This window comes from Fredinandcohnia onubensis (assembly GCF_002734285.1).
Taxonomy (GTDB): Bacteria; Bacillota; Bacilli; order Bacillales; family Bacillaceae_L; genus Ferdinandcohnia; species Ferdinandcohnia onubensis_A.
Genome location: NZ_NSEA01000007.1, coordinates 1 through 21,418, shown reverse-complemented (window position 1 = coordinate 21,418; position 21,418 = coordinate 1). Strand labels below are relative to the sequence as shown.

21 protein-coding genes are annotated in these 21,418 nt (G+C 37.9%); 18 read left to right on the top strand and 3 right to left on the bottom strand.

Translation table 11 applies throughout. The features are described 5' to 3' along the window. The first annotated feature begins 51 nt into the window (after positions 1 to 51). The 5 genes from CKJ95_RS07570 (at position 52) to nikC (ending at position 5,692) form a co-directional block, all read left to right on the top strand. A complete protein-coding gene (locus CKJ95_RS07570) occupies positions 52 to 1,068 on the top strand; it encodes an ABC transporter ATP-binding protein (RefSeq protein WP_099352804.1) in 1,017 nt (338 codons plus the stop codon). After that, complete coding sequence (locus tag CKJ95_RS07565; RefSeq protein ID WP_099352803.1) at positions 1,040 to 2,008, top strand: ABC transporter ATP-binding protein; 969 nt, start codon at positions 1,040 to 1,042, stop codon at positions 2,006 to 2,008. The genes CKJ95_RS07570 and CKJ95_RS07565 overlap by 29 nt, the downstream gene beginning before the upstream one ends. A 43-nt stretch (positions 2,009 to 2,051) precedes the next feature. Next, positions 2,052 to 3,692: an ABC transporter substrate-binding protein gene (locus tag CKJ95_RS07560; protein ID WP_099352802.1), complete on the top strand. Its 1,641-nt coding sequence runs from the start codon at positions 2,052 to 2,054 to the stop codon at positions 3,690 to 3,692. A gap of 82 nt (positions 3,693 to 3,774) precedes the next feature. Further along, entirely contained in the window at positions 3,775 to 4,779 is a 1,005-nt protein-coding gene (locus CKJ95_RS07555) for an ABC transporter permease (RefSeq protein WP_099352801.1), read from the top strand. 22 nt (positions 4,780 to 4,801) lie between these two features. Beyond that, positions 4,802 to 5,692 carry a nickel transporter permease gene (gene nikC / locus CKJ95_RS07550; protein ID WP_099352800.1) on the top strand — a complete coding sequence of 297 codons (891 nt, stop codon included), beginning with the start codon at positions 4,802 to 4,804 and terminating at the stop codon, positions 5,690 to 5,692. Between the two features lie 29 nt (positions 5,693 to 5,721). Here nikC and CKJ95_RS07545 read toward each other — a convergent pair whose 3' ends face one another. Next, positions 5,722 to 6,798 carry an FUSC family protein gene (locus CKJ95_RS07545; RefSeq protein ID WP_099352799.1) on the bottom strand — a complete coding sequence of 359 codons (1,077 nt, stop codon included), beginning with the start codon at positions 6,796 to 6,798 and terminating at the stop codon, positions 5,722 to 5,724. A gap of 342 nt (positions 6,799 to 7,140) precedes the next feature. After that, positions 7,141 to 8,427 carry a glutamate-1-semialdehyde 2,1-aminomutase gene (locus CKJ95_RS07540; RefSeq protein WP_099352798.1) on the bottom strand — a complete coding sequence of 429 codons (1,287 nt, stop codon included), beginning with the start codon at positions 8,425 to 8,427 and terminating at the stop codon, positions 7,141 to 7,143. A gap of 330 nt (positions 8,428 to 8,757) precedes the next feature. Between CKJ95_RS07540 and bcp the strand changes: the two genes are divergently transcribed. From bcp to perR, 12 genes are all read left to right on the top strand, one after another. Beyond that, positions 8,758 to 9,228, top strand: coding sequence for a thioredoxin-dependent thiol peroxidase (gene bcp / locus CKJ95_RS07535; protein ID WP_099352797.1), 471 nt, complete (start codon positions 8,758 to 8,760; stop codon positions 9,226 to 9,228). A gap of 235 nt (positions 9,229 to 9,463) precedes the next feature. Next, positions 9,464 to 10,417 (top strand): ABC transporter permease, encoded by a 954-nt coding sequence (locus tag CKJ95_RS07530; RefSeq protein WP_099352796.1) that lies wholly within the window; start codon positions 9,464 to 9,466, stop codon positions 10,415 to 10,417. Beyond that, positions 10,407 to 11,357, top strand: coding sequence for an iron chelate uptake ABC transporter family permease subunit (locus CKJ95_RS07525; protein ID WP_099352795.1), 951 nt, complete (start codon positions 10,407 to 10,409; stop codon positions 11,355 to 11,357). Before CKJ95_RS07530 ends, CKJ95_RS07525 begins: the two co-directional genes overlap by 11 nt. Continuing rightward, positions 11,357 to 12,124 (top strand): iron ABC transporter ATP-binding protein, encoded by a 768-nt coding sequence (locus CKJ95_RS07520; RefSeq protein WP_099352794.1) that lies wholly within the window; start codon positions 11,357 to 11,359, stop codon positions 12,122 to 12,124. Before CKJ95_RS07525 ends, CKJ95_RS07520 begins: the two co-directional genes overlap by 1 nt. 231 nt (positions 12,125 to 12,355) lie before the next feature. After that, a complete protein-coding gene (locus CKJ95_RS07515; protein WP_099352793.1) occupies positions 12,356 to 13,378 on the top strand; it encodes a siderophore ABC transporter substrate-binding protein in 1,023 nt (340 codons plus the stop codon). A gap of 517 nt (positions 13,379 to 13,895) precedes the next feature. After that, complete coding sequence (locus CKJ95_RS07510) at positions 13,896 to 14,606, top strand: response regulator transcription factor (RefSeq protein ID WP_099352792.1); 711 nt, start codon at positions 13,896 to 13,898, stop codon at positions 14,604 to 14,606. A gap of 28 nt (positions 14,607 to 14,634) precedes the next feature. Further along, positions 14,635 to 15,855, top strand: a complete 1,221-nt coding sequence (locus CKJ95_RS07505; protein ID WP_099352791.1) for a sensor histidine kinase — start codon at positions 14,635 to 14,637, stop codon at positions 15,853 to 15,855. Between the two features lie 120 nt (positions 15,856 to 15,975). Further along, positions 15,976 to 16,698 carry an ABC transporter ATP-binding protein gene (locus tag CKJ95_RS07500; protein WP_099352790.1) on the top strand — a complete coding sequence of 241 codons (723 nt, stop codon included), beginning with the start codon at positions 15,976 to 15,978 and terminating at the stop codon, positions 16,696 to 16,698. Between the two features lie 13 nt (positions 16,699 to 16,711). Continuing rightward, complete coding sequence (locus tag CKJ95_RS07495; RefSeq protein WP_099352789.1) at positions 16,712 to 17,452, top strand: ABC transporter permease; 741 nt, start codon at positions 16,712 to 16,714, stop codon at positions 17,450 to 17,452. 184 nt (positions 17,453 to 17,636) lie between these two features. Then, positions 17,637 to 18,593: a D-2-hydroxyacid dehydrogenase gene (locus CKJ95_RS07490; RefSeq protein WP_099352788.1), complete on the top strand. Its 957-nt coding sequence runs from the start codon at positions 17,637 to 17,639 to the stop codon at positions 18,591 to 18,593. A gap of 1 nt (position 18,594) precedes the next feature. Then, the gene (locus tag CKJ95_RS07485) at positions 18,595 to 19,143 is read left to right on the top strand and encodes a cob(I)yrinic acid a,c-diamide adenosyltransferase (protein ID WP_099352787.1); all 549 of its coding nucleotides are present in this window, start codon (positions 18,595 to 18,597) and stop codon (positions 19,141 to 19,143) included. Between the two features lie 134 nt (positions 19,144 to 19,277). After that, positions 19,278 to 19,721, top strand: coding sequence for a peroxide-responsive transcriptional repressor PerR (gene perR / locus CKJ95_RS07480; protein ID WP_099352786.1), 444 nt, complete (start codon positions 19,278 to 19,280; stop codon positions 19,719 to 19,721). Positions 19,722 to 19,743: 22 nt separating this feature from the next. Here perR and CKJ95_RS07475 read toward each other — a convergent pair whose 3' ends face one another. Beyond that, a complete protein-coding gene (locus CKJ95_RS07475) occupies positions 19,744 to 20,112 on the bottom strand; it encodes a YgzB family protein (RefSeq protein WP_099352785.1) in 369 nt (122 codons plus the stop codon). 141 nt (positions 20,113 to 20,253) lie between these two features. On the opposite strand from CKJ95_RS07475, the gene CKJ95_RS07470 reads away from it, so the two are divergent. Continuing rightward, on the top strand, positions 20,254 to 21,123 hold the full coding sequence (locus tag CKJ95_RS07470; RefSeq protein ID WP_099352784.1) for a nucleotidyltransferase-like protein: 870 nt from the start codon (positions 20,254 to 20,256) through the stop codon (positions 21,121 to 21,123). Positions 21,124 to 21,418 lie beyond the last annotated feature (295 nt).

Here is a 21,418-nt window from a genome sequence, read left to right as displayed (position 1 = left end):
ATAATTCGTCCACCTTTTTAATAAAACTTCTTGTAAAGGCAGGTGTGATAGATGGGGGAAAAAATAATTGAGGTAAATGGTTTACGCACCTCATTTTTTACTGATGAAGGGGAAATACCAGCGGTTGACCACATTGACTTTCATATAAAAGAAGGTGAAATTCTCGGGGTAGTTGGAGAATCTGGCTGCGGAAAAAGTGTCACATCCTTATCGATAATGGGACTAGTTCCAAATCCTCCCGGTAAAGTTGTCGGTGGTGAAATTATTTTTAACGGTGAAAATATCATCCATTACTCTGAGAAAAAGATGCGTCAAATTAGGGGAAATGAAATCGCGATGATTTTTCAGGAGCCCATGACATCTCTAAATCCTCTATTTACAATCGGTAATCAAATGATAGAGGGGATAAAGATCCATATGAAATGGGATAAGAAGAAATCCCGTTCAAAGGCAATTGAAATTTTGAAACGTGTCGGCCTGCCACGTGCAGAGGAATTAATGGAAGAATATCCACACCAATTATCTGGAGGTATGCGACAAAGAGTGATGATTGCAATGGCGATGGCCTGCAACCCAAAACTATTAATCGCAGATGAACCAACAACTGCCTTAGACGTTACGATTCAATCACAGATCTTGAAGTTGATGAAGGAACTGAACGTCGAGATGAATACTGCCATTATGCTCATCACACATGATTTAGGTGTTGTTGCGCAAATATGTGAACGAGTGGTTGTCATGTATGCCGGAAAGATTGTGGAAGAAGGAGAAGTCTCCTCTATTTTTAAAAATCCGAAACATCCATATACGAAAGGATTATTAAAATCAGTTCCCGATATTCGTAATAAGAATGAACGCCTTTATTCAATTCCTGGAAATGTACCAAAGCCCGGTTCAATCAAGCATGGGTGTCGTTTTGCTGAGCGATGTGAATTCGCATTTGAACGATGTTCTTCAGAAAATCCAGAGCTATATAAGGTGGATGACAGAGGGCATCGTGTTCGCTGTTTTTTACAAACTCGAGAGGAGGAGAGCAATCATGACACAGCCTTTACTACAAGTCCATAATTTAAAAAAGTATTTTCCGATTAAGGGCGGCGTGTTTGGAAAAAAGATTGGAGATGTAAAGGCCGTTGATGGACTTTCCTTTTTTGTGAATAAGGGCGAAACCCTAGGGATTGTTGGAGAAAGTGGGTGTGGAAAATCTACAACAGGAAGACTTATCTTACGGCTTTTAGACCCAACGGAAGGTCAGGTTCTATTTAATGACCAGGATGTTACAAATCTATCATTATCAGAGATGAGGAAACTCAGACGTTATATGCAAATTATTTTTCAGGATCCATATGCTTCCCTTAATCCGAGGCATACTGTCGAAAAAATACTAGAGGAGCCTCTGATCGTTCACGGGATTGGTGATAGAAAGGAACGAAAACGTAGAGTCCAAGAAATGCTAGAGGTCGTAGGATTAAGTAGTTATCATGCAAAACGATATCCGCACCAATTTAGTGGAGGACAGCGACAGCGTATTGGTATTGCAAAGGCGTTAATGACTAATCCTTCCCTCATTATTGCAGACGAGCCAGTTTCCGCTCTCGATGTGTCGATTCAATCACAGGTATTAAATCTAATGGAGGATTTGCAAAAGAAATATGACCTAACCTACATATTTATTGCACATGATTTAGGGGTAGTGCGGCATATAAGTGATAGAGTGGGCGTGATGTATTTAGGAAGAATCATAGAATTGACTGATAGTGAGAAGCTTTACAATAAACCTCTACATCCATATACAAAAAGCTTGCTAGAAGCGGTGCCAATTCCAGACCCAGATTATAAAAATGATTCGGTTGGGATCACCGGGGAGATTCCAAGCCCATCAAACCCACCTGCAGGTTGTACATTTCACACAAGATGCCAAAGTTGCATGGATATTTGTAAGACGACACGCCCAGAGTTTAAGGAAGTGGAAAAAGGTCATTTTGTTGCTTGTCATCTCTACGAATGACTCGCACCATTCATGATAAAAAATGCTACAAGGGGGAATTTAATTGTTTAAGAGGAAAGGCATACTAATCTCACTTTTATTCCTGCTCCTTATATCGACAGCTTTAGTAGGCTGTAGTGGAGGAAGTGAAGAAGGAAGTCAAAATCAAAATCAAAATGAGGGAGATAAGCCAAAAGAAGAGACACCAACAGGTGAAGTGCAAAAAGAGCTTGTGTTTGGTCGTGGTGGGGATTCCGTTTCTCTAGACCCAATTTCAACCACGGAGGGGGAAACCTTTAAGGTAACGGTGAATATCTTTGAAACCTTAATAAACTATGGAGAGCAAGACACAACTTTACAACCAGGTCTGGCAACTGAGTGGACACCTTCTGAAGACGGGATTGAATATACACTGAAGCTTCGTGAAGGAGTTAAATTCCATGACGGTACGGATTTTAATGCAGAAGCCGTGGTTAAGAACTTTGAGCGTTGGATGAATGGAGATGCTGACCAATTCCCTTATTACACGATGTTTGGAGGATTTAAAGGGGATGAAGGTCATGTGATAAAGGAAGTAATTGCTGAAGACGATTTTACGGTTAAATTTATATTAAATCGTCCACAAGCTCCTTTCTTGAAGAACCTTGCGATGTCCCCATTCGGTATTGCAAGCCCTACTGCACTTGAAAAATTCGGTGGAGATTTTATGAAAAATCCAGTAGGTACAGGTCCATTTAAATTTGTTGAATGGAAAGAAAATGACAGAATTACATTAGAAAAGAACGCTGATTATTGGATGGAAGGCTATCCGAAATTAGAGAAAATTATTTTCAGATCAATCCCAGAAAATTCAGCTCGCCTTAATGCATTACTTGCAGGTGAAATTGATTTGATGGATGGCGTAAACCCTTCAGATTTAACTCAAATTGAAGGAAATCCTGATTTACAAACATTTGAGCGACCTTCGATGAATGTTGGTTACTTAGGTTTTACAGTGAATAGACCACCTTTTGATAATAAACTCGTTCGTCAGGCATTAAATCATGCGATTGATAAAGAAGGAATTATTGCAGCATTTTATGGAGGACTTGCCGAGCCTGCTAAAAATCCACTTCCACCAGCATTAGAAGGATATAACGATGATATTGAACCATATCCATATGATCTCGAAAAAGCGAAGGAATTACTAGCTGAGGCAGGATATCCGGATGGGTTTGAAATGGAGCTTTGGGCAATGCCTGTTCCACGTCCATATATGCCTGATGGAATGAAGGTTGCAGAGGTTATCCAATCAAGCTTTGCTGAAATCGGTGTTAAGGCAGAAATTAAATCAGTTGATTGGGGAACGTATTTGGAACAAGCAAGTAAAGGAGAATTTGATGCCTACATGTTAGGTTGGACAGGGGACAATGGAGACCCAGATAACTTTATTTATACGTTGTTAGATAAAGATAGCATCGGCAGTAACAACTATTCTTATTACAGTAATGATGAGCTTCATGATATTTTAATTGAAGCCCAAACCATTCCAGATCAAGAGCAACGAAATGAATTGTATAAAAAGGCCCAGGAAATTATCCATGAAGATTCTCCATGGGCACCATTGGTTCACTCAACACCACTACTAGCAGGAAAGAAAAACCTAAAAGGGCTACTTCCACATCCAACAGGTTCGGACATTTTAACAAAGGTTGAATTTGAGTAAAAGATGAATGATTGAGACAGATCAAAGGGGAGATTTATTCTCCTCTTTGACGTCTACTTTTCCTACAAAAGAGGTGATAACCTTGTTCGCATATACGTTACGTCGAATTGGAATGGTCATTCCAGTGTTAATTGGCATGACGCTTGTTGTCTTTTCAATAATTCACCTAATTCCAGGAAATCCGGCACAGATCATCCTTGGCCAGCGTGCTACCGAGGAGGCCATTGCCGCGCTAACAACAAAACTGGGTCTGGATCAACCTTTGTACATTCAATATTTCGAGTATATCAAGGGCCTCTTTACCGGTGATTTAGGTGAATCTATTCGGACGAAGACGGCTATAAGTGATGAGATTTGGCCCTATCTAGCAGCAACAATTGAGTTAACCCTTGTTGCGATGATTATTGCAATTGTAATAGGAGTTAACGCTGGTATTATAAGCGCTTGGTTTCAGAATTCTTGGTTTGATTACACGGCGATGGTCCTTGCTTTAATTGGTGTATCGATGCCAATTTTTTGGTTAGGGTTAATGGAGCAGTGGGCATTTGCACTTCAATTAGATTTATTACCAACCACCGGTAGGGAAAATGTACGTGACCCCGTTGAATCAATTACCAGTCTTTATTTAATAGATACTCTGATTAACGGGAGAACTGATCAATTTGTGACGGTCTTAAAGCATTTAATCTTACCGAGTGTCGCGCTAGCAACCATTCCAATGGCAATAATCGCACGTATTACACGCTCCAGCATGCTTGAGGTAATGCGTTCAGACTTCGTAAGAACGGCACGTGCAAAGGGAGTCAAGATGTTTTGGGTCGTGTACAAGCACTCCTTGAAAAATGCAGTCATCCCAGTTTTAACGGTGATCGGTTTACAAACAGGTTTATTGCTTGGGGGAGCCATTTTAACAGAAACGATATTTGGTTGGCCTGGAATTGGAAGATATATTTACGAAGCGATCAATTATCGTGATTACCCGGTGATTCAGTCAGGTATTTTAGTGGTCGCGACCTTCTTTGTTTTTATCAATTTAATCGTAGATCTTTTATATGCGGTTATCGATCCGCGAATTAAATATCGCTAAAAAATAGGGAAGGGGTGATTAGATGACAGAGTTAGCACAAACGGATATGTCGATGAAAAAAAATGATGGTGTTATTTCTCCATGGAAAGAGGCGTGGAGAAGCTTTCGTAAAAATAAATTAGCAATTGTGGGAACTTGTATTGTTTTCTTTTTTATCATTCTTGCCATTTTTGCACCACTCATTGCGCCTCAAGGAATTGATGAGAAAAATCTAGCAAATCGACTTCAACCACCTTCCAGTGACCACTGGCTTGGAACAGATGATTTTGGAAGGGATATCTTATCAAGAATCATTTATGGGGCAAGAATTTCATTACGGGTGGGCTTCTTTGCTGTAATGGGTTCTGCGATCGTGGGTAGTTTACTTGGAATCCTAGCGGGATATTATGGTCGTTGGGTAGATAACCTGATTAGTCGAATGTTTGATATTTTACTAGCTTTCCCAAGTATCCTACTTGCTTTAGCCATTGTTGCAATCCTTGGACCGTCACTTCGAAATGCATTGATTGCGATTGCGATCATCAATGTACCGAACTTTGGAAGGTTGATTCGCTCGAGGGTGTTAAGTGTTAAGGAAGAGGAATATATAACCGCTGCCCGGGCGGTCGGGATGAAGGACCGGAGAATTTTATTTCATCATATTCTACCGAACAGTATGGCGCCGATTATCGTCCAGGCATCATTGGCGATTGCGACTGCCATTATTGAAGCAGCAGCACTCGGATTTCTAGGGATGGGAGCTCAGCCACCAAATCCAGAATGGGGAAAAATGCTTGCTGATTCAAAGAATTACTTAACGCAGGCCCCGTGGACAATGATTTTCCCAGGAATTGCAATCATGCTGACCGTGCTTGGATTTAACTTAATGGGTGATGGATTGAGGGATGCATTAGACCCGAAGATGAAGCAATAAAAAAACAGCTAACTTGTGTTAGCTGTTTTTTACGCTTTATTCGCTTCCTCCACAATCACTTCATTGTGAAAACTTTGAAAGCTATCTACCAATGTATCCAATCTTTCAAGTTGCTCAGAGTATTCAAAGATGGCCGATGCAAGTGTCATCAGGTGATACCATGCTTCCTCATCTTCTTCATTCGGTGGCTTTTGTTGATCGAACAAGGTATCAATGACCTTTTTTCGATCAAATGCAAAATCCTGTTTTAGCTCTTCAGGGGCTTGAACTTTTACCTTACCAACAAATTTTAATAAAATCTGCTCGTGAAAATGAAGGAGATCATCGATTTCTTTTACAAAAAATTGCTGAAACGGTATCGGCAAATCTTGTAGTTCATTTTCATGCCTGTGTAGTTTTTTTAGTGTGTCTAATGCTCGGTTTGTACAAACGATCATTTGTCGAAATAAAACAAGCTTTCTAGACTTTTCGTATTCTACCTTTTTAAAATAATTCCGTTCCTCTTTATATAGAAGAAATAGCTGATCAATTTGGATGATGTTTTCTTTAATTTTATCGATATCATCTTTTAACGTATTATATTCAGACGCATGTCTTGTACTAACTCGCACCCATTTAAAGATTTCCTCGCATTGCTCGACAATGGCGTCATATAGTTTTTTCTCATATTTAGGTGGGAGAAAAACAAGATTGACTAAAAATGCGGATAATATCCCCAATAAGATTGCAAGAAAGCGTAGGCTTGCAAACTCTATAAATTGTTCACTAGGACTCTCCATGATTGCGATGACGGTTACGATTGCGACTGGAATCGTCTTTTCCATCTTAAACCTCAGGTTAATCGCGATAACAAGCACAACCGTTAGTCCAATGATAAATGCATTATTACCAAAATACATTCCAAACAAAACTGCAAAGAACGCACCGATCACATTGGCCTGAACCTGTTCAATCACCGTTAAATAAGATCGGTATATCGAAGGTTGGATCGCAAAAACAGCAGCAATCCCAGCAAATACCGGCGAAGGTAATTCAAGAAGCTTTGCTAACATTAACGCTAGGGTAATGGCTATTCCCGTTTTTAACATGCGGGCACCAAATTTCATTTATACGAATCCTTTCTATAAAAAAGCTGTTTACTTATAATTAGCCTTTTCTCCATAATCTAAACCAATACAGTATCATACAATGATTTTATGCTTATAGCAAGAGAAACATGTCCTAGTCGAGGCCCGTTGTAATTTGGTTTTTATTGAAGGTACAAAGTTTTTTCTCTTCTGTTGCGGAAATTAAAAATATGGCCGATAAATTTAAAATACGGCTATTAGCTTTAGGTTTTTGGCTAATAAATCAAAAATACGGCTAATAATAAAAATTTATGGACAATAGCTTAAAATAGAGCTAGAAATCAAAAAAACCTGCCCCACGGCAGGTTTCCAATAAATAACTTAGAGATTCTTAAACGCATATTCAACTGCTTTTAGTGTCTCAATAATATCTTCTTCAGTATGTGCAATCGTTAAGAACCATGCTTCATATTTTGAAGGGGCAAGATTGATGCCTTGGCTAAGCATTAATTTAAAGAAACGACCAAACATTTCGCCGTCTGTATTTTCTGCCTGCTCATAGTTTTCAACCTTTTCATTCGTAAAGAAAATCGTCAATGCGCCTTTTAATCGGTTAATTGTAATAGGAACATTGTAGGTAGAAGCGTGCTGTAAAATTCCTTCTTCAAGAATGGCACCTAGTCGATCTAATTTTTCATACAATCCTTCTTCCTGAAGCACTTCTAAACAAGCTATTCCTGAAAGCATGGATGCTGGATTACCAGCCATCGTTCCTGCTTGATAGGCTGGGCCAAGTGGAGCTACCTGTTCCATAATTTCTTTTTTACCGCCATATGCGCCTATTGGAAGTCCGCCACCAATGATTTTTCCTAACGCTGTTAAATCTGGTGTAATGCCTAATAGATTCTGAGCTCCTCCATACATAAAACGGAAAGCTGTAATGACCTCATCAAAAATAACGAGAGCACCGGCCTCATGAGAAAGCTCAAGGACTTGTTCTAAAAAGCCTTCCTTCGGCTCAACAATTCCAAAGTTCCCTACAATTGGCTCAACAAGTACTCCGGCAATTTCCGAACCCCATTTAGCAAGAGCTTCTTTAAAAGGTTCGATATCATTGAAGGGAACCGTGATTACCTCCTGTGCAATGCTCTTTGGGACACCAGCAGAATCTGGAGTTCCTAATGTTGAAGGGCCAGAACCAGCAGCTACAAGTACAAGGTCAGAATGTCCATGATAGCAGCCTGCGAATTTAATAATCTTTGTTCTGTTTGTATACGCGCGAGCCACTCGGATTGTTGTCATAACTGCTTCCGTACCTGAGTTTACAAAACGAACTTTATCCATCCCTGGAATAGCTTCCTTCAGCATTTTTGCAAACTTTACTTCATGTGGAGTAGGTGTTCCGTATAGCACACCCGTTTCAGCAGCTTTTGTAATGGCTTCGGTAATATGGGGATGAGCATGACCTGTAATAATTGGTCCATAAGCAGCCAAATAATCTATGTATTTATTCCCATCTACATCCCAAAAGTAAGCACCCTTTGCACGCTCCATCGCCACAGGTGCGCCTCCGCCAACTGCCTTATATGAACGTGACGGACTATTTACACCACCAACGATATGCTCCAATGCTTCACTATATAACTCTTCTGATTTTGAAAAATTCATTTATGTCGTTCCTCCTAGCTTTTAAATCAACAATTCTATTTTAGCACGAATACCAATCAAATGCGCCTTGGCGTATTTGCGCCCGATTTTTTTCGAGCTTGCTCGAAAAATTTCCGCTGAAAAATCGTGGCATCCGCCGGAGGCTTTAACTTTATTCAGTCGGAATTTGAACCCCGACTGAATTGTATACTTTTATTGCATTCATCCCCACTTATAGAAATAGGGGACTTCTGCTGAATAAAGTTAAAACAAATAACGTCCTGATTATTTGTATATCTCCTATAAATTATGTAACCTATTCTTAATAGGAAAAAACAGGAGGTAATCAAATTGACAATTGAAGTTGGACAAAAGGCGCCTGAATTTACAGCAACAGCGAGTAACGGAGAAACAGTTTCATTAGCAGATTTTAAAGGGAAGAATGTATTGTTATATTTTTATCCAAAAGATATGACACCAGGCTGTACAACAGAGGCCTGTGATTTTAGGGATGCACACGAAAGCTTTGGTGGGCTTGATACTGTGATTCTTGGTGTAAGCACTGACTCTCTTGAGCGTCATAAAAAATTCATCGATAAATATGATCTTCCCTTTCTATTATTGGTAGATGAGGATCATGAAGTAGCAGAGAAATATGGAGTCTGGAAGCTTAAGAAAAACTTCGGCAAGGAATACATGGGAATCGAGCGTTCCACCTTCGTTATTGATAAAGAAGGCAATCTTGTAAAAGAATGGCGGAAAGTTTCAGTAAAAGGCCATGTGGAAGAAGCTCTTACATATATCAAAGAACACCTACAATAATTGTGAAGGTTTTGTGAAATAATAAGAATAAAAGTAGAAACTCTCATCGATGTATCAACTTAAACTGTAGTGGGAATAACAGTTCGAAGGTTTGCGGGTGGCGATTGGGAGGCCGCCCGTATTCTTATTTCTAGGTTGATTTTACAATATTCTTTACTTATAATGAAAGTATTAGTAATGATAATCGTTTTCATTTATCACATGCTAAGAATACACATGTTATGAGGATTTACAAATGAGACTATGGATGTTAATCATTATTGGCATTGTCCTGTCTTTCATTTCGCTATTTATTGGGGCTATTGATATTACACCGATGGACTTACTTGATTGGGAATCTGATGAGACGCAGATATTCTTAATAAGTCGTGTTCCTCGATTAATGGCGATTATCTTAGCGGGAGCAGGAATGAGTATTGCAGGTTTAATTATGCAAAGTTTAAGCAGAAATAAATTCGTATCCCCAACAACTGCAGGTACATTAGATGCAGCGAAGCTTGGGATATTAATTTCAATGCTATTCTTTACAAATGTAACTTACACACAGCAGATTATATTTAGTTTTGCATTTGCTTTAGTAGGTACATTAATTTTCATGCAAATTCTAGATAAAATTAAATTCAAAGATGCGATTTTTGTCCCGTTAATCGGGATTATGTATGGAAATATCTTATCATCAATCGCGACGTTTTTTGCATATGAAGCAGACCTTATTCAGAACATTTCGTCTTGGTTAATGGGAAGCTTCACATTAATAATTGCAGGACGTTACGAGCTTTTATATATCGCAGTCCCTACTATTATTTTAGCGTATATATTTGCTAATAAGTTTACCGTTGCCGGTATGGGTGAGGATTTTGCGAAGAATCTAGGATTGAGCTACAAGGTTGTTTTAAATATCGGTCTTGTCTTAGTAGCTATCATTTCAACAACTGTTGTTCTAACGGTTGGGGTCATTCCGTTTTTAGGATTAATTGTACCGAATATCGTATCGCTTTATTTAGGGGATAATTTACGAAAGACAATTCCTCATACAGCAGCTTTAGGAGTTGTGTTTCTATTAATCTGTGATATTTTAGGTAGAATCATAGTCCATCCTTACGAGATTCCAGTCAATGTAACAGTTGCAGTAATCGGCAGTGCGATCTTCTTAATTATGTTATTTAGGGGGAGAGCATATGCGAAATAGTACTAAACTGATTCTCTTAGCCGTCATCGCAATCGTTTGTATATTATTCTATGGATTCTATGATCTAAAAGGTGGATTCGACTACGCATTCCCTAAACGAATGATTCGTGTGTCAGCAATGGTTGTTACAGGCATTGCGATTGCGTATTCAACCGTTGTATTCCAAACGATCACGCAAAATCGGATTCTAACACCTTCAGTTATGGGACTCGACTCAATGTATGAAGTCGTTCAAACCTTAATCTATTTCTTTGCGGGCTCCATGTCTATTTGGGTTTTAAATAAGTATCTAAACTTTGGTGCTGCAATCTTTGCAATGGTACTGTTTGCACTCATTTTGTATCGTTTCCTATTCAAGTCCGATAAACATCCAATCTATCTACTATTATTAATAGGAATGATAATTGGAACGCTTTTGGGAAGTCTCGTGACATTTTTACAGGTCATGATTGACCCAGTTGAATATTTAGCATTACAAAATCGCTTATTTGCAACTTTTACAAATGTGAAGGCAGAGCTGTTATATATCGCGATCGGCATCTTATTAATTGCCTTTTTTTACGGATATTTAATCATGGATAAGTTAGATGTCATGTCTCTCGGTCGTGAAAATGCAATGAATCTGGGTGTGAATTATGACAAGATGGTCATGAATATTTTAATTCTATCATCTGTGTTAATTGCAACGGCAACTGCGTTAGTTGGGCCTATTACGTTTTTCGGTTTAATCGTGGCAAACCTCGCATATCAATATTTAGTCACATATAAGCACTCCATTTTAATATTAGGAGCAAGCTTAATGGGGGTTATTGCTCTTGTAGGTGGCCAATTCCTGGTTGAACATATTTTTGAACTACGTACGACATTAAGTGTCATCATTAATTTTGTTGGTGGTATTTACTTCATTTACTTACTATTAAAAGAAAGTAGGTCAGCATGATGATTGAAATCAAAGGATTATCCAAGTATTTTGGTAAAAAGACAGTTGTCGAGGATGTAACCATAACAATTGAACCAGGTACGATTACATCGTTTATCGGGCCGAATGGTGCTGGTAAATCCACGCTTCTTTCGATGGTAAGTCGCTTATTAGATGCCGATACTGGGGAAGTTTTACTTGATAAAAATAATGTGCAGAAGTGGAAGTCTTCTGAGTTTGCACAACGTGTATCGATATTGAAACAATCGAATTATTTAAATGTACGGTTAACAATCCGTGAGCTTGTCGCATTTGGTCGCTACCCTTATTCAAAGGGGCGCCTTACAGATGTGGACGAAAAATTCATTAATCAAGCTCTCGAATATATGAACTTAGTCGATATCCAGGATAATTTCTTAGATGAATTATCAGGTGGACAAAGACAACGTGCTTTTATAGCAATGGTAATTGCTCAGGATACAGACTATGTATTGCTTGATGAACCATTGAATAACCTCGATATGAAGCACTCTGTTCAAATTATGAAGATTTTACGTAAGCTTGTTGATGAGCTTGGCAAAACAGTTGTTATTGTCTTGCATGATATCAATTTCGCATCTGTATATTCAGACCGAATCGTAGCATTGAAAGATGGCAAGCTTGTTAAAAATGGACCTACACATGAAATCATTAATTCCGATGCCTTACGTGAAATTTACGATATGGATATCCCAATCCAAGAGCAAAATGGTTGTCGGATCTGTGTTTACTTCAATTCACATGCATAAGACCTAGAGAATCAATTCTCTGGGTCTTTTTTATAAAAAGGGAGTGTGCAGGGAATGAATGCAAGTAAATGCGGAATATTAAATAAATCTACACTAAAATGTATAAAAATTTCTTTATTTTGTATTGACGGAAGTTTTATATGCATCTATAATGAGAATTGTTATCAGTGATAATGATTCTCATTTTTAGTATAAAAAGTACATAATGTTTAAATAAGGAGAGGAATCAACATGAAGAAATGGAAATTTGCGAGTGCAATATTAGCTCTAACTGTAGCGCTTACAGCTTGTGGCAATAACGATGAGGCAACAAAAGAAAAAGCAAATGAGACAGACGTAGCAGGAGAACAAGCAACAAATGAAGCTACAGGTCAATACCCAATGACTATTTCACCAACAATTACTTCAACTGAAACTGAAGAAGCGGGTACAGTAAGTTTTGAAGATGTAACATTTGAATCAATGCCAGAAAAGATTGTTGTATTTGATTATGGTTTTCTAGATACGTTAGATGTGCTTGGTGTTGAAGGTGTCGTTGGTGTTCCCCAAGACTCTACTTTACCAGAAAACCTCGAAGAGTATGCGGGCGATGATTATGTGAATGTTGGGACATTAAAAGAACCGTTACTTGAAGATATCGCTGAAATCGGTCCAGATGCCATTTTCATTTCTGGCCGCCAATCCCCATACTATGAGGAATTGAGCGAAATCGCACCTGTAGTGTTTGTTGGAACTTCACAAGATGACTACTGGAACACATTCTTAAAATCTGTAGATGTAGCAGCAAAAATGTTTGATAAAGAAGATGAAGCAAAAGAGCACATCGCAAAAATCGACTCTGCAATCGAAGAAGTTAAGGCGTTATCTAGCAAATATGAAACTTCTTTAGTGACAATGTACAATGAAGGTAAATTATCTGGTTTCGCGCAAGACTCTCGCTTTGGTTATATTTATGACATTTATGGGTTCACACCAGTAACAGATAATATTGCATCATCTTCTCACGGATCTAACTTTGGGTTTGAAGCAATTCTTGAATTTGATCCAGAAGTATTATTCGTAATCGACCGTACCGCAGCGGTAGGTGATCAATCTAATATCGACAAAGATATGGAAAACAAAATCATTCAGAAAACGAAAGCTTATCAAAACAAACGAATCGTTTATCTTGACGGTGTACTTTGGTACCTAAGCGGTGGCGGTTTACAATCTGAACTTGCCAAAATAGAAGAAATTCTAGCTGAGTTAAAATAACCTGTTAAAAAGGCTGTCCAGAAAGTCAGTGGAAAAACTGATGATCTGGGCGGCTTTTTTTATTGAGATGGTTATTAGATATGACGTTTTCCAGTGTTTAACAAAAGTGATGTCATATAGTGTGTATGACATGGGATTTTCAAATAAGTTCCAAATGTCAAGGTATAAAAGGGTCTAGCGTTGTTACATACTAGGGCGAAATTGGTGCTGAGCGTGTAACGCAAGAGTGGTCTAGCGGTACAAGCTGTAGCGAAAAAAGGCTGAGCATGTATCGCAAGAAGGGCTTAGCGGTACATGCCAGTGAGAAAACAAGTTGAGCATGTACGATAACTATGGTCTTGTGGTACGAGCTAGACCGAAAAATTCTGAGCATGCCCCGCAAGTTTAGTTCAGCGGTAAAAACCAAATGTTCTACATGTCCACAAACACAACTTCCTTAAAAAAATACACCAAGATTCGATTGATTTTGTTATACTGTAGTTAAAAATGGAATTGTATGGAAGAAAGGGGCATGCAGATGAATCGGACCATACTAATTGTGGATGACCAGCCAGAGATAGTTGAGCTTCTAGGTCTTTATTTAGAAAAAGAGAATTATAGAATTCTTGAAGCCTTTGACGGGAGAGAAGCACTTCAAATCATCGAGCGGGAAAGCATTGATTTAATGCTTGTCGACCTAATGATGCCCAATATTAACGGCTATCAGTTGGTAAAAAAAGTAAGACAAGATTTGCACATCCCTATTATCATCATTTCTGCAAAGAACGAGGATAACGATAAAATTCTTGGTCTCGGGCTTGGAGCAGATGATTTCATTCCAAAGCCATTTAATCCATTAGAGGTGATTGCTCGAGTACAGGCTCAGCTTAGAAGAAGCTATAGCTATAAGCAGGAGTCGGCACCCCAATCTGAAAGCCTGCTTATTAAGGTGGGGGATATCGTTTTGGATGAAAGCACCTATTCTGCTAGGAAGGGCGACGCTACAATTCCACTTACTAAAATCGAATATCGAATATTGGAGTTATTAATGAGTTCACCTGGTAGGGTGTATACAAAACAACAAATCTTTGAACGAGCCTGGAATGACTACTATATGGGTGGAGAAGAAGACAACACGATTAACGTTCATATATCAAAGCTTAGAGAAAAACTCGAGGAAAATCCGAAAAAACCAAACTACATAAAAACGATCAGAGGCCTTGGCTATAAATTTGTGAGCCAATTATAGAACATATGAAACTATGAGGAAGAGATAAATGAAAAAAGTGATCTATCGGATCTTTCCAGAACAAGAAGGAGTAATCCCGTATTTATACATTGCAAACCTAGTTTTCCCAATTTATTTTTTATTTCAGGAATCACAAGGGAAACTTTTACTTGGTCTATTGCTAGTGGCAGTCTTTGTTTTCGCATATCGACTTGTGTATTGGAGCCCCCAGCACACACTTCCGCTTATTTTTATTCAGATGTCCATTATTCTATTATTTGGTTTTGCGTATGACCCATTGTATATATATATGATATTCATTGTTGTGTATCAGATGGTTCGTCTACCTATGCAAATGATCTATGTCCTTTGTGGCCTGTTCACAATTTTTGGCCTGTTCCTCGTTTATCAAGTTGTCCTTTCAGGAGAATATTACGCCATTCTTAACTTAGGCCCGCCTTTATTTGGTGGCAGCATCCTTCCCTTTATCATGAAAGGATCGATTAAATATAAGGAAATGAGCGAAAACTTGAAACGAACTGCGGAAGAGCTTGAACAAAAGAATCGAGAAAAAACAAGATTGGAAGAGAGTAAAAAGCAAATGCTTGCTGACATTTCACATGATTTAAAAACTCCAATCACCACAATTCAAGGGTATTCCAAGGTGTTATATGAAGGGCTGGTAGAAGACGAGGAACAAACAAAGAAGTACTTAAGGTACATCTATGAGAAATCAATTCGTGTAACGTCATTAATCGATGAGCTTTTTATGTTCTCAAAATTAGATAGTCCTGATGTTCCTATTCAAAAAGAGAAAAAAGATATTTGTGAAATTTTCCGGGGAGTTATTGCAGAGCATTATGATATTTTTGAGGAAAAGGAAATGGAGCTAGATATCGATATACCAGATGAAAAAATAATGTGCGCATTTGATCAAAACCTGTTAAACAGAGCGTTGTCGAATCTTCTTCAAAATACAAACAAATATAACCCAGAGGATACAAATGTTTTTCTTACATTAACTAAGAATGAAGAAAAAATAGTAATTGAAGTAGGTGACGATGGTATCGGCATCAGTGAAGACATCGCCCGAACATTATTCGATCCTTTCGTTAGAGGCGATAAAAGCAGAATGAACGACGAAGGCTCAGGACTTGGCCTTGCCATCACAAAGAAAATCATCGAACTACATAACGGAAACATCCGAGTAGATCCAACACCAAAACGAGGAAAAACCAATTTTATAATCGAACTACCACTAAAAGTATAGCCACGGCTATACTTTTTTTAAGTTTAAGCAAGATATAAGACTCACTTAAGGTTGAGTTAAGGTTCGCTGACTATGATAAAAGTAACAAAACAAAGGGAAAGCAAAAAGGAGGACCTTAACATGAATCAATCTGTTATTGAGCTTACAAATATATCGAAAAGTTATGGAGATGTGAAAGCTGTTGACGGTATCAGCCTACAAGTCAAAAAAGGAGAAGTGCTCGGAATCATCGGTGCGAATGGAGCGGGAAAATCAACCACTCTTGAAATTATGATGGGAATTCGAAAACCTGATGCAGGAACTGTTAAAATTCTAGGGATGAATGTCGAAGAAGCATCGAATGAAATCAAACAAAAAATCGGTATCCAGCTTCAACAAACAGCCCTATACGATCGAATCAAAGTGAAAGAAGCACTTAAACTATTTAGTTCCTATTATGATAAAACACGAAACTTAGACGAAATCATCGAAGCACTGGGACTCAAACCTTATCTAAACAAATATGTTAAAAATCTGTCAGGGGGCTGGCAGCAGCGTACATCGCTTGCATTAGCGCTAGTAAATGATCCAGACATTATCTTTCTCGACGAACCTACGACAGGATTAGACCCACAAGCAAGACGTGATCTCTGGACCTGCATCAACCAATTCCGTGACGAAGGAAAAACAATACTGTTATCAACACATTACATGGATGAAGCGCAAAAGCACTGTGACCGAATCGCCATTATTAAAAATGGAAAGCTTGTTGCCTGTGACAAACCACAGAATTTAATTGATTCTTACCTGCAAGGAGCAGGAACGATGGAAGATGTTTACCTAAAATATGCGGTATCACAATAAGGAGGAAAAACAAATGCAAACCATTATTACACATACACAAATGGAATTAAGATTATTTTTTCGCGAAACACTAGCTTTATTATTTACTTTTATTGTCCCTGCCGTCAGCTTTGTCGTTTTCGGGTTGATGTTTGAATCAAACTCGTACGAGGGACTTAATTACTTCCAAGCGTATATTCCAAGTATGATCGCCATTATTATTTTTACAACAGCCTTTTTCTCAATGGGGCTGCAAATCGTAATAGACCGTGAAAAGGGTGTTTACAAACGTTTAAAAGGAACACCAATCAATCAAAATGCTATCTTTACTGCAACCATTTTAAAAGGCTTTATCGCGATCTACGTTGGGGCAATTGAAATCCTTTTGATCGCAAAATTTGGTTTTGGTTCAGAACTAACTGCGCATCCATTTGAATTTTTTGTAGCTTTAACATTTAGCGCGATCACATTTTTCTCCATCGGTTTTATTGTCTCAAGCATTACAAAGAGGATGCAAACAGCATTAGGCATTGCTATGATTGCGATGTACCCAATGATGTTTTTATCAGGAGCAACAATTCCGTTAGAAACGTACCCAGAGATCCTTCAAAAGATTGCTGCCATCGTACCGCTTACCTATGTAGTTAATGTCTTAAGAGATGGCTGGAATGGAACACTATTTTCTTCAGGTGCATTGCTTGACATCGGAATCTTAGTTGGAATTCTAATTGTATCAACAATCATTGGTTTAAAATACTTCAAATGGACGGACTAATAGAGTGCCTATTTTTCACAGATTGTGTCAAACGTCTATACACATTGAGTTTAACGACGTATCTTATTAGTGTAGGGCATACCTCCTCAGATGTTAGCGAATTTTGTGCGAGAGAAATCTCGCACCTTTTTTTGTTTTACTTCTTTTAGAAAGTTGATACTATAGTAGGTAAGGAGGCGTAATTATGCGAATTTTATCAACATTTATTCCAATTGAAGAAGTAACAGAAAAAATGAAAAAGGCGTTTCCGGATGAAGAATTTATCTATTGTGAGGATATAGAAGAGGCCATACCGGAACTACATAAAGCAGATATTTTACTTACATACGGGGAGGACTTAAACTCCGAACATATTGAAATGGCCAAAAATCTAAAATGGATTATGGTGATATCAGCAGGATTAGAACTAATGCCTTTTAAAGCGATTAAGGAAAAAGGGCTTCTTGTTACAAACGTACGGGGAATTCACAAAATACCAATGTCTGAATACACACTTTCGATGATGCTACATGTCACAAAGAAAAATAAAAAAATCGTTGAGCAGCAAAAAGACAAAAGCTGGGATCGCCTGACGAATTTTCCGGTAGGAGAGTTACATGGAAAAACACTTGGCATCCTGGGAGTGGGTGCGATTGGCGGTGAAATAGCTCGATTAGCAAAAGCTTTTCATATGAAGGTCATCGGATTAAATCGCAGTGGGAACAAGCATGAATTTGTTGATGAAATGGTTCAATATGATGGACTTAATTATGTATGCGAAAATGTTGATTATCTTGTTTCAGTCCTACCGAGTACGGATGAAACAAAATACATTCTAACGGATAGTCATTTTGATTTAATGAAAAAAGACGCAGTTTTCATTAATATTGGGCGAGGAGATTTAGTGAAAGACGAAGTCATATTACGAGCGGTTCAATCAAATAAGATTTCACACGCAGTATTGGATGTGTTTGAAGAGGAACCGCTACCAAGTCATCATCCTTTTTGGGCACTTGAAAATGTGACGGTTACCCCACATATCTCGAGTAAATCAAAATTTTATCAACCACGATCATTTGAGATCTTTGAACAAAACCTACATATTTTTAAGCAAGGTGGCAGTGAATTTATCAATAAAATTGACTTAGACCGGGGGTATTAGTATGAAAATCTATACTAAAACAGGGGATAAAGGCACAACCTCATTAGTATATGGACAGCGAGTTTCAAAAAATGACTCACGTGTTGACGCATATGGAACTTGTGATGAAGCGAACTCTATGATCGGATTAGGATTAAGTCACCTGCACAATACTAAATTTGAAGGCAAAGAAGAGGTTGAGGCGATCTTTAAAAAGGTTCAAACGACCTTGTTTCACGTCGGTGCCGAACTTGCAACTCCTGCAGGGAAAGAAGTTAAATGGGAAGTTTCCGATGAAGATATTTCCATTTTAGAGACAACGATCGATAAATGGGATGCACAAATTCCTCCACTTACAAACTTTGTATTACCAGGTGGCAGCCAAGCAGGGGCATCCTTCCATGTTGCTAGAACTATCGTAAGAAGAGCTGAAAGAAAAGCAGTTGCTATCGGAGAACAGGTAAATCCATTAGTTACCTCTTACTTAAATCGCCTTTCTGATTTTCTTTTTGTTGCGGCTCGCTACGTTAACCATAGGCTTGGACAGGGTGAACCAACCCTTCATCAGTGAATTATTCTAAAAAAGAATCGTAATTCAATCGGATTAGTCATATAGTAATGGTAGATATGTTGACAAAAGCGGTCCGAGCGAGATACACTAATTATAAGGATTATAAAGTAATAATGTTTACTAGAAAGAGGTGCATGGCGGTGTCAGACAATCACTTGAAAGAAGCGCTTGATACGTTGAAAGAAACCGGGGTTCGAATCACTCCGCAACGTCATGCGATACTAGAGTATTTAATTAATTCAATGAGTCACCCGACTGCAGATGATATTTATAAAGCACTTGAAGGAAAGTTTCCAAACATGAGCGTCGCAACCGTGTATAACAATCTTCGTGTTTTTAAAGAAGTAGGCTTAGTGAAAGAATTACCTTACGGAGATTCATCAAGCCGTTTCGATTTTATCACTACTCAGCATTATCATGTGATTTGCGAAGAATGTGGTAAAATTGTGGACTTCCATTACCCAGGATTGGATGAAGTGGAAGCACTGGCTGCACATGTAACAGGCTTTAAAGTTAGTCATCATAGAATGGAAATTTACGGCTCATGTCAAGAATGTCAAAAAAAGTGCGCTCATTAAAAAAGCTGACGAGGAAATCCTGTCAGCTTTTTTCTATTTTGTTGTATTTTTTACTATTGTATTTTTCATCAAACTCTTTTCCTTCAAGGTTTGGATCAAGTGTTAGTGGTTCCTTACAATACATACACACGTCCACGCGACCTAGCATTTTAGTTTGCTTCTGACAAGAAGGACAAGTTACCTGAATGGTTCGAGTTGAAAGCAATCCAATCCAGAAATAAACAACAGTACTTGCTAAAATAAAAAGTAGACCAAGAATCATAAAGATTGTCATTACGATAACATTTTCTTTAAAGAAGATTCCCCCGTACATGACAATAAATCCAACGAAAATCAAAGCGAGAGCAAAAGAACGAATTTTATTAATTTTACTTGAATATTTTACACCCATGTTTCATCCAACCTCCTTCATATACTATACAATATAAAAAAGAAAGATAAAAATAAAAAAAAGATTCTGCATAAGATGTGAAGGTTTTATTTTTTAGACGTCGAAATATATACCCAACGGATTTGATTGGAGGAAATCAAAATGGAGGATTTACTTCGCCCCCTTTACCAGGAAAGAGCAAGCCAACCTAGTACATTAGGGATCATTCTAATTGAAAAGGGGAAGGATGCTTTTACTTATACCGATTATTTTGACATAGCTTTACTCGTCATTGTTAAAGAGCATGAGAAGAATATGTTCATCAAACATTATAATTACGACAATAAAAAAGCATCTTTATATACTGTAAAAGAAAGTCAAATAAAAGAATGGTTTCTATTAGGATCTAATCGAAAAATTGTAAACTGGCTCTTAAACGGAAAAGTACTATTTGATCGGAATGAATACATCATTAATTTAAGAAACAAGCTACATGAATTTCCCACAGAAGAAAGACAGATAAAAATGGGTATGGAATTTGCAAAACTAATTCGTCGATATCAGGATGGAAAAGCATTTTTTAATGCAAAGCAATATTTAGATGCATATAACTATGTCATTCATGCGCTCCATCATTTAGCTAGACTAGCGATCTTCGAAAATGGCTTTCATCCTGAAGTCACAGTCTGGAATCAAGTGAAACAAATTGATCCCCAAATCTATAAGCTATATATTGAACTTTTGGAAAGTGAGGAATCACTTGAAAAGAGACTAGAACTTTTATTCTTAGCAAGCGAATTTCTTATACATTCAAGGGCAAAACGTGGAGCGTGTCATATCATAAATGTACTATCTAAAAGAGATGACGCTTGGACTTATGGTGAAATAATGGAGCTTCCCGAACTTAAAGTGTACTCAGTGGATCTTGAGGTTTATCTAGAATTCCTTGTAGAAAAACACTTTATAAATGTAGAAAAGCTCGAAACAAAAGGGAAAGGAATTTTCCATAGAACTTACCATGTTAATAAGTAAAACCTCTAACTCCTTCATATATTTGAAGGGGTTTTTATTATTTTAATAAAATATTTCATTTTGGAGTTGACGGATGATTGAACCGCATGTTATATTATATTTCGCCGCTGAAAAACAAACAGCAGCCGGCAAAAAGATTTAAAAAAATTATTGACATTAATAAATCACCATGATATATTAATAAAGTCGCTTCTGAGCGGCGGGTCAAAAAGTTCTTTGAAAACTGAACACAATACAAGCGTCAACGTTTAATTCTAAAGTAACAAACTATTGAGCAATAATCTTTGCTTCTAGA

What these genes read in the sequence shown, in the direction of transcription:
- CKJ95_RS07570 (WP_099352804.1), top strand. Translation starts at nt 52, where the DNA reads ATGGGGGAAAAAATAATTGAGGTAAATGGTTTACGCACCTCATTTTTT.
- CKJ95_RS07565 (WP_099352803.1), top strand. Translation starts at nt 1,040, where the DNA reads ATGACACAGCCTTTACTACAAGTCCATAATTTAAAAAAGTATTTTCCG.
- nikC (WP_099352800.1), top strand. Translation starts at nt 4,802, where the DNA reads ATGACAGAGTTAGCACAAACGGATATGTCGATGAAAAAAAATGATGGT.
- CKJ95_RS07545 (WP_099352799.1), bottom strand. Translation starts at nt 6,798, where the DNA reads ATGAAATTTGGTGCCCGCATGTTAAAAACGGGAATAGCCATTACCCTA.
- CKJ95_RS07540 (WP_099352798.1), bottom strand. Translation starts at nt 8,427, where the DNA reads ATGAATTTTTCAAAATCAGAAGAGTTATATAGTGAAGCATTGGAGCAT.
- CKJ95_RS07530 (WP_099352796.1), top strand. Translation starts at nt 9,464, where the DNA reads ATGAGACTATGGATGTTAATCATTATTGGCATTGTCCTGTCTTTCATT.
- CKJ95_RS07525 (WP_099352795.1), top strand. Translation starts at nt 10,407, where the DNA reads ATGCGAAATAGTACTAAACTGATTCTCTTAGCCGTCATCGCAATCGTT.
- CKJ95_RS07520 (WP_099352794.1), top strand. Translation starts at nt 11,357, where the DNA reads ATGATTGAAATCAAAGGATTATCCAAGTATTTTGGTAAAAAGACAGTT.
- CKJ95_RS07515 (WP_099352793.1), top strand. Translation starts at nt 12,356, where the DNA reads ATGAAGAAATGGAAATTTGCGAGTGCAATATTAGCTCTAACTGTAGCG.
- CKJ95_RS07510 (WP_099352792.1), top strand. Translation starts at nt 13,896, where the DNA reads ATGAATCGGACCATACTAATTGTGGATGACCAGCCAGAGATAGTTGAG.
- CKJ95_RS07505 (WP_099352791.1), top strand. Translation starts at nt 14,635, where the DNA reads ATGAAAAAAGTGATCTATCGGATCTTTCCAGAACAAGAAGGAGTAATC.
- CKJ95_RS07500 (WP_099352790.1), top strand. Translation starts at nt 15,976, where the DNA reads ATGAATCAATCTGTTATTGAGCTTACAAATATATCGAAAAGTTATGGA.
- CKJ95_RS07495 (WP_099352789.1), top strand. Translation starts at nt 16,712, where the DNA reads ATGCAAACCATTATTACACATACACAAATGGAATTAAGATTATTTTTT.
- CKJ95_RS07490 (WP_099352788.1), top strand. Translation starts at nt 17,637, where the DNA reads ATGCGAATTTTATCAACATTTATTCCAATTGAAGAAGTAACAGAAAAA.
- CKJ95_RS07485 (WP_099352787.1), top strand. Translation starts at nt 18,595, where the DNA reads ATGAAAATCTATACTAAAACAGGGGATAAAGGCACAACCTCATTAGTA.
- perR (WP_099352786.1), top strand. Translation starts at nt 19,278, where the DNA reads ATGGCGGTGTCAGACAATCACTTGAAAGAAGCGCTTGATACGTTGAAA.
- CKJ95_RS07475 (WP_099352785.1), bottom strand. Translation starts at nt 20,112, where the DNA reads ATGGGTGTAAAATATTCAAGTAAAATTAATAAAATTCGTTCTTTTGCT.
- CKJ95_RS07470 (WP_099352784.1), top strand. Translation starts at nt 20,254, where the DNA reads ATGGAGGATTTACTTCGCCCCCTTTACCAGGAAAGAGCAAGCCAACCT.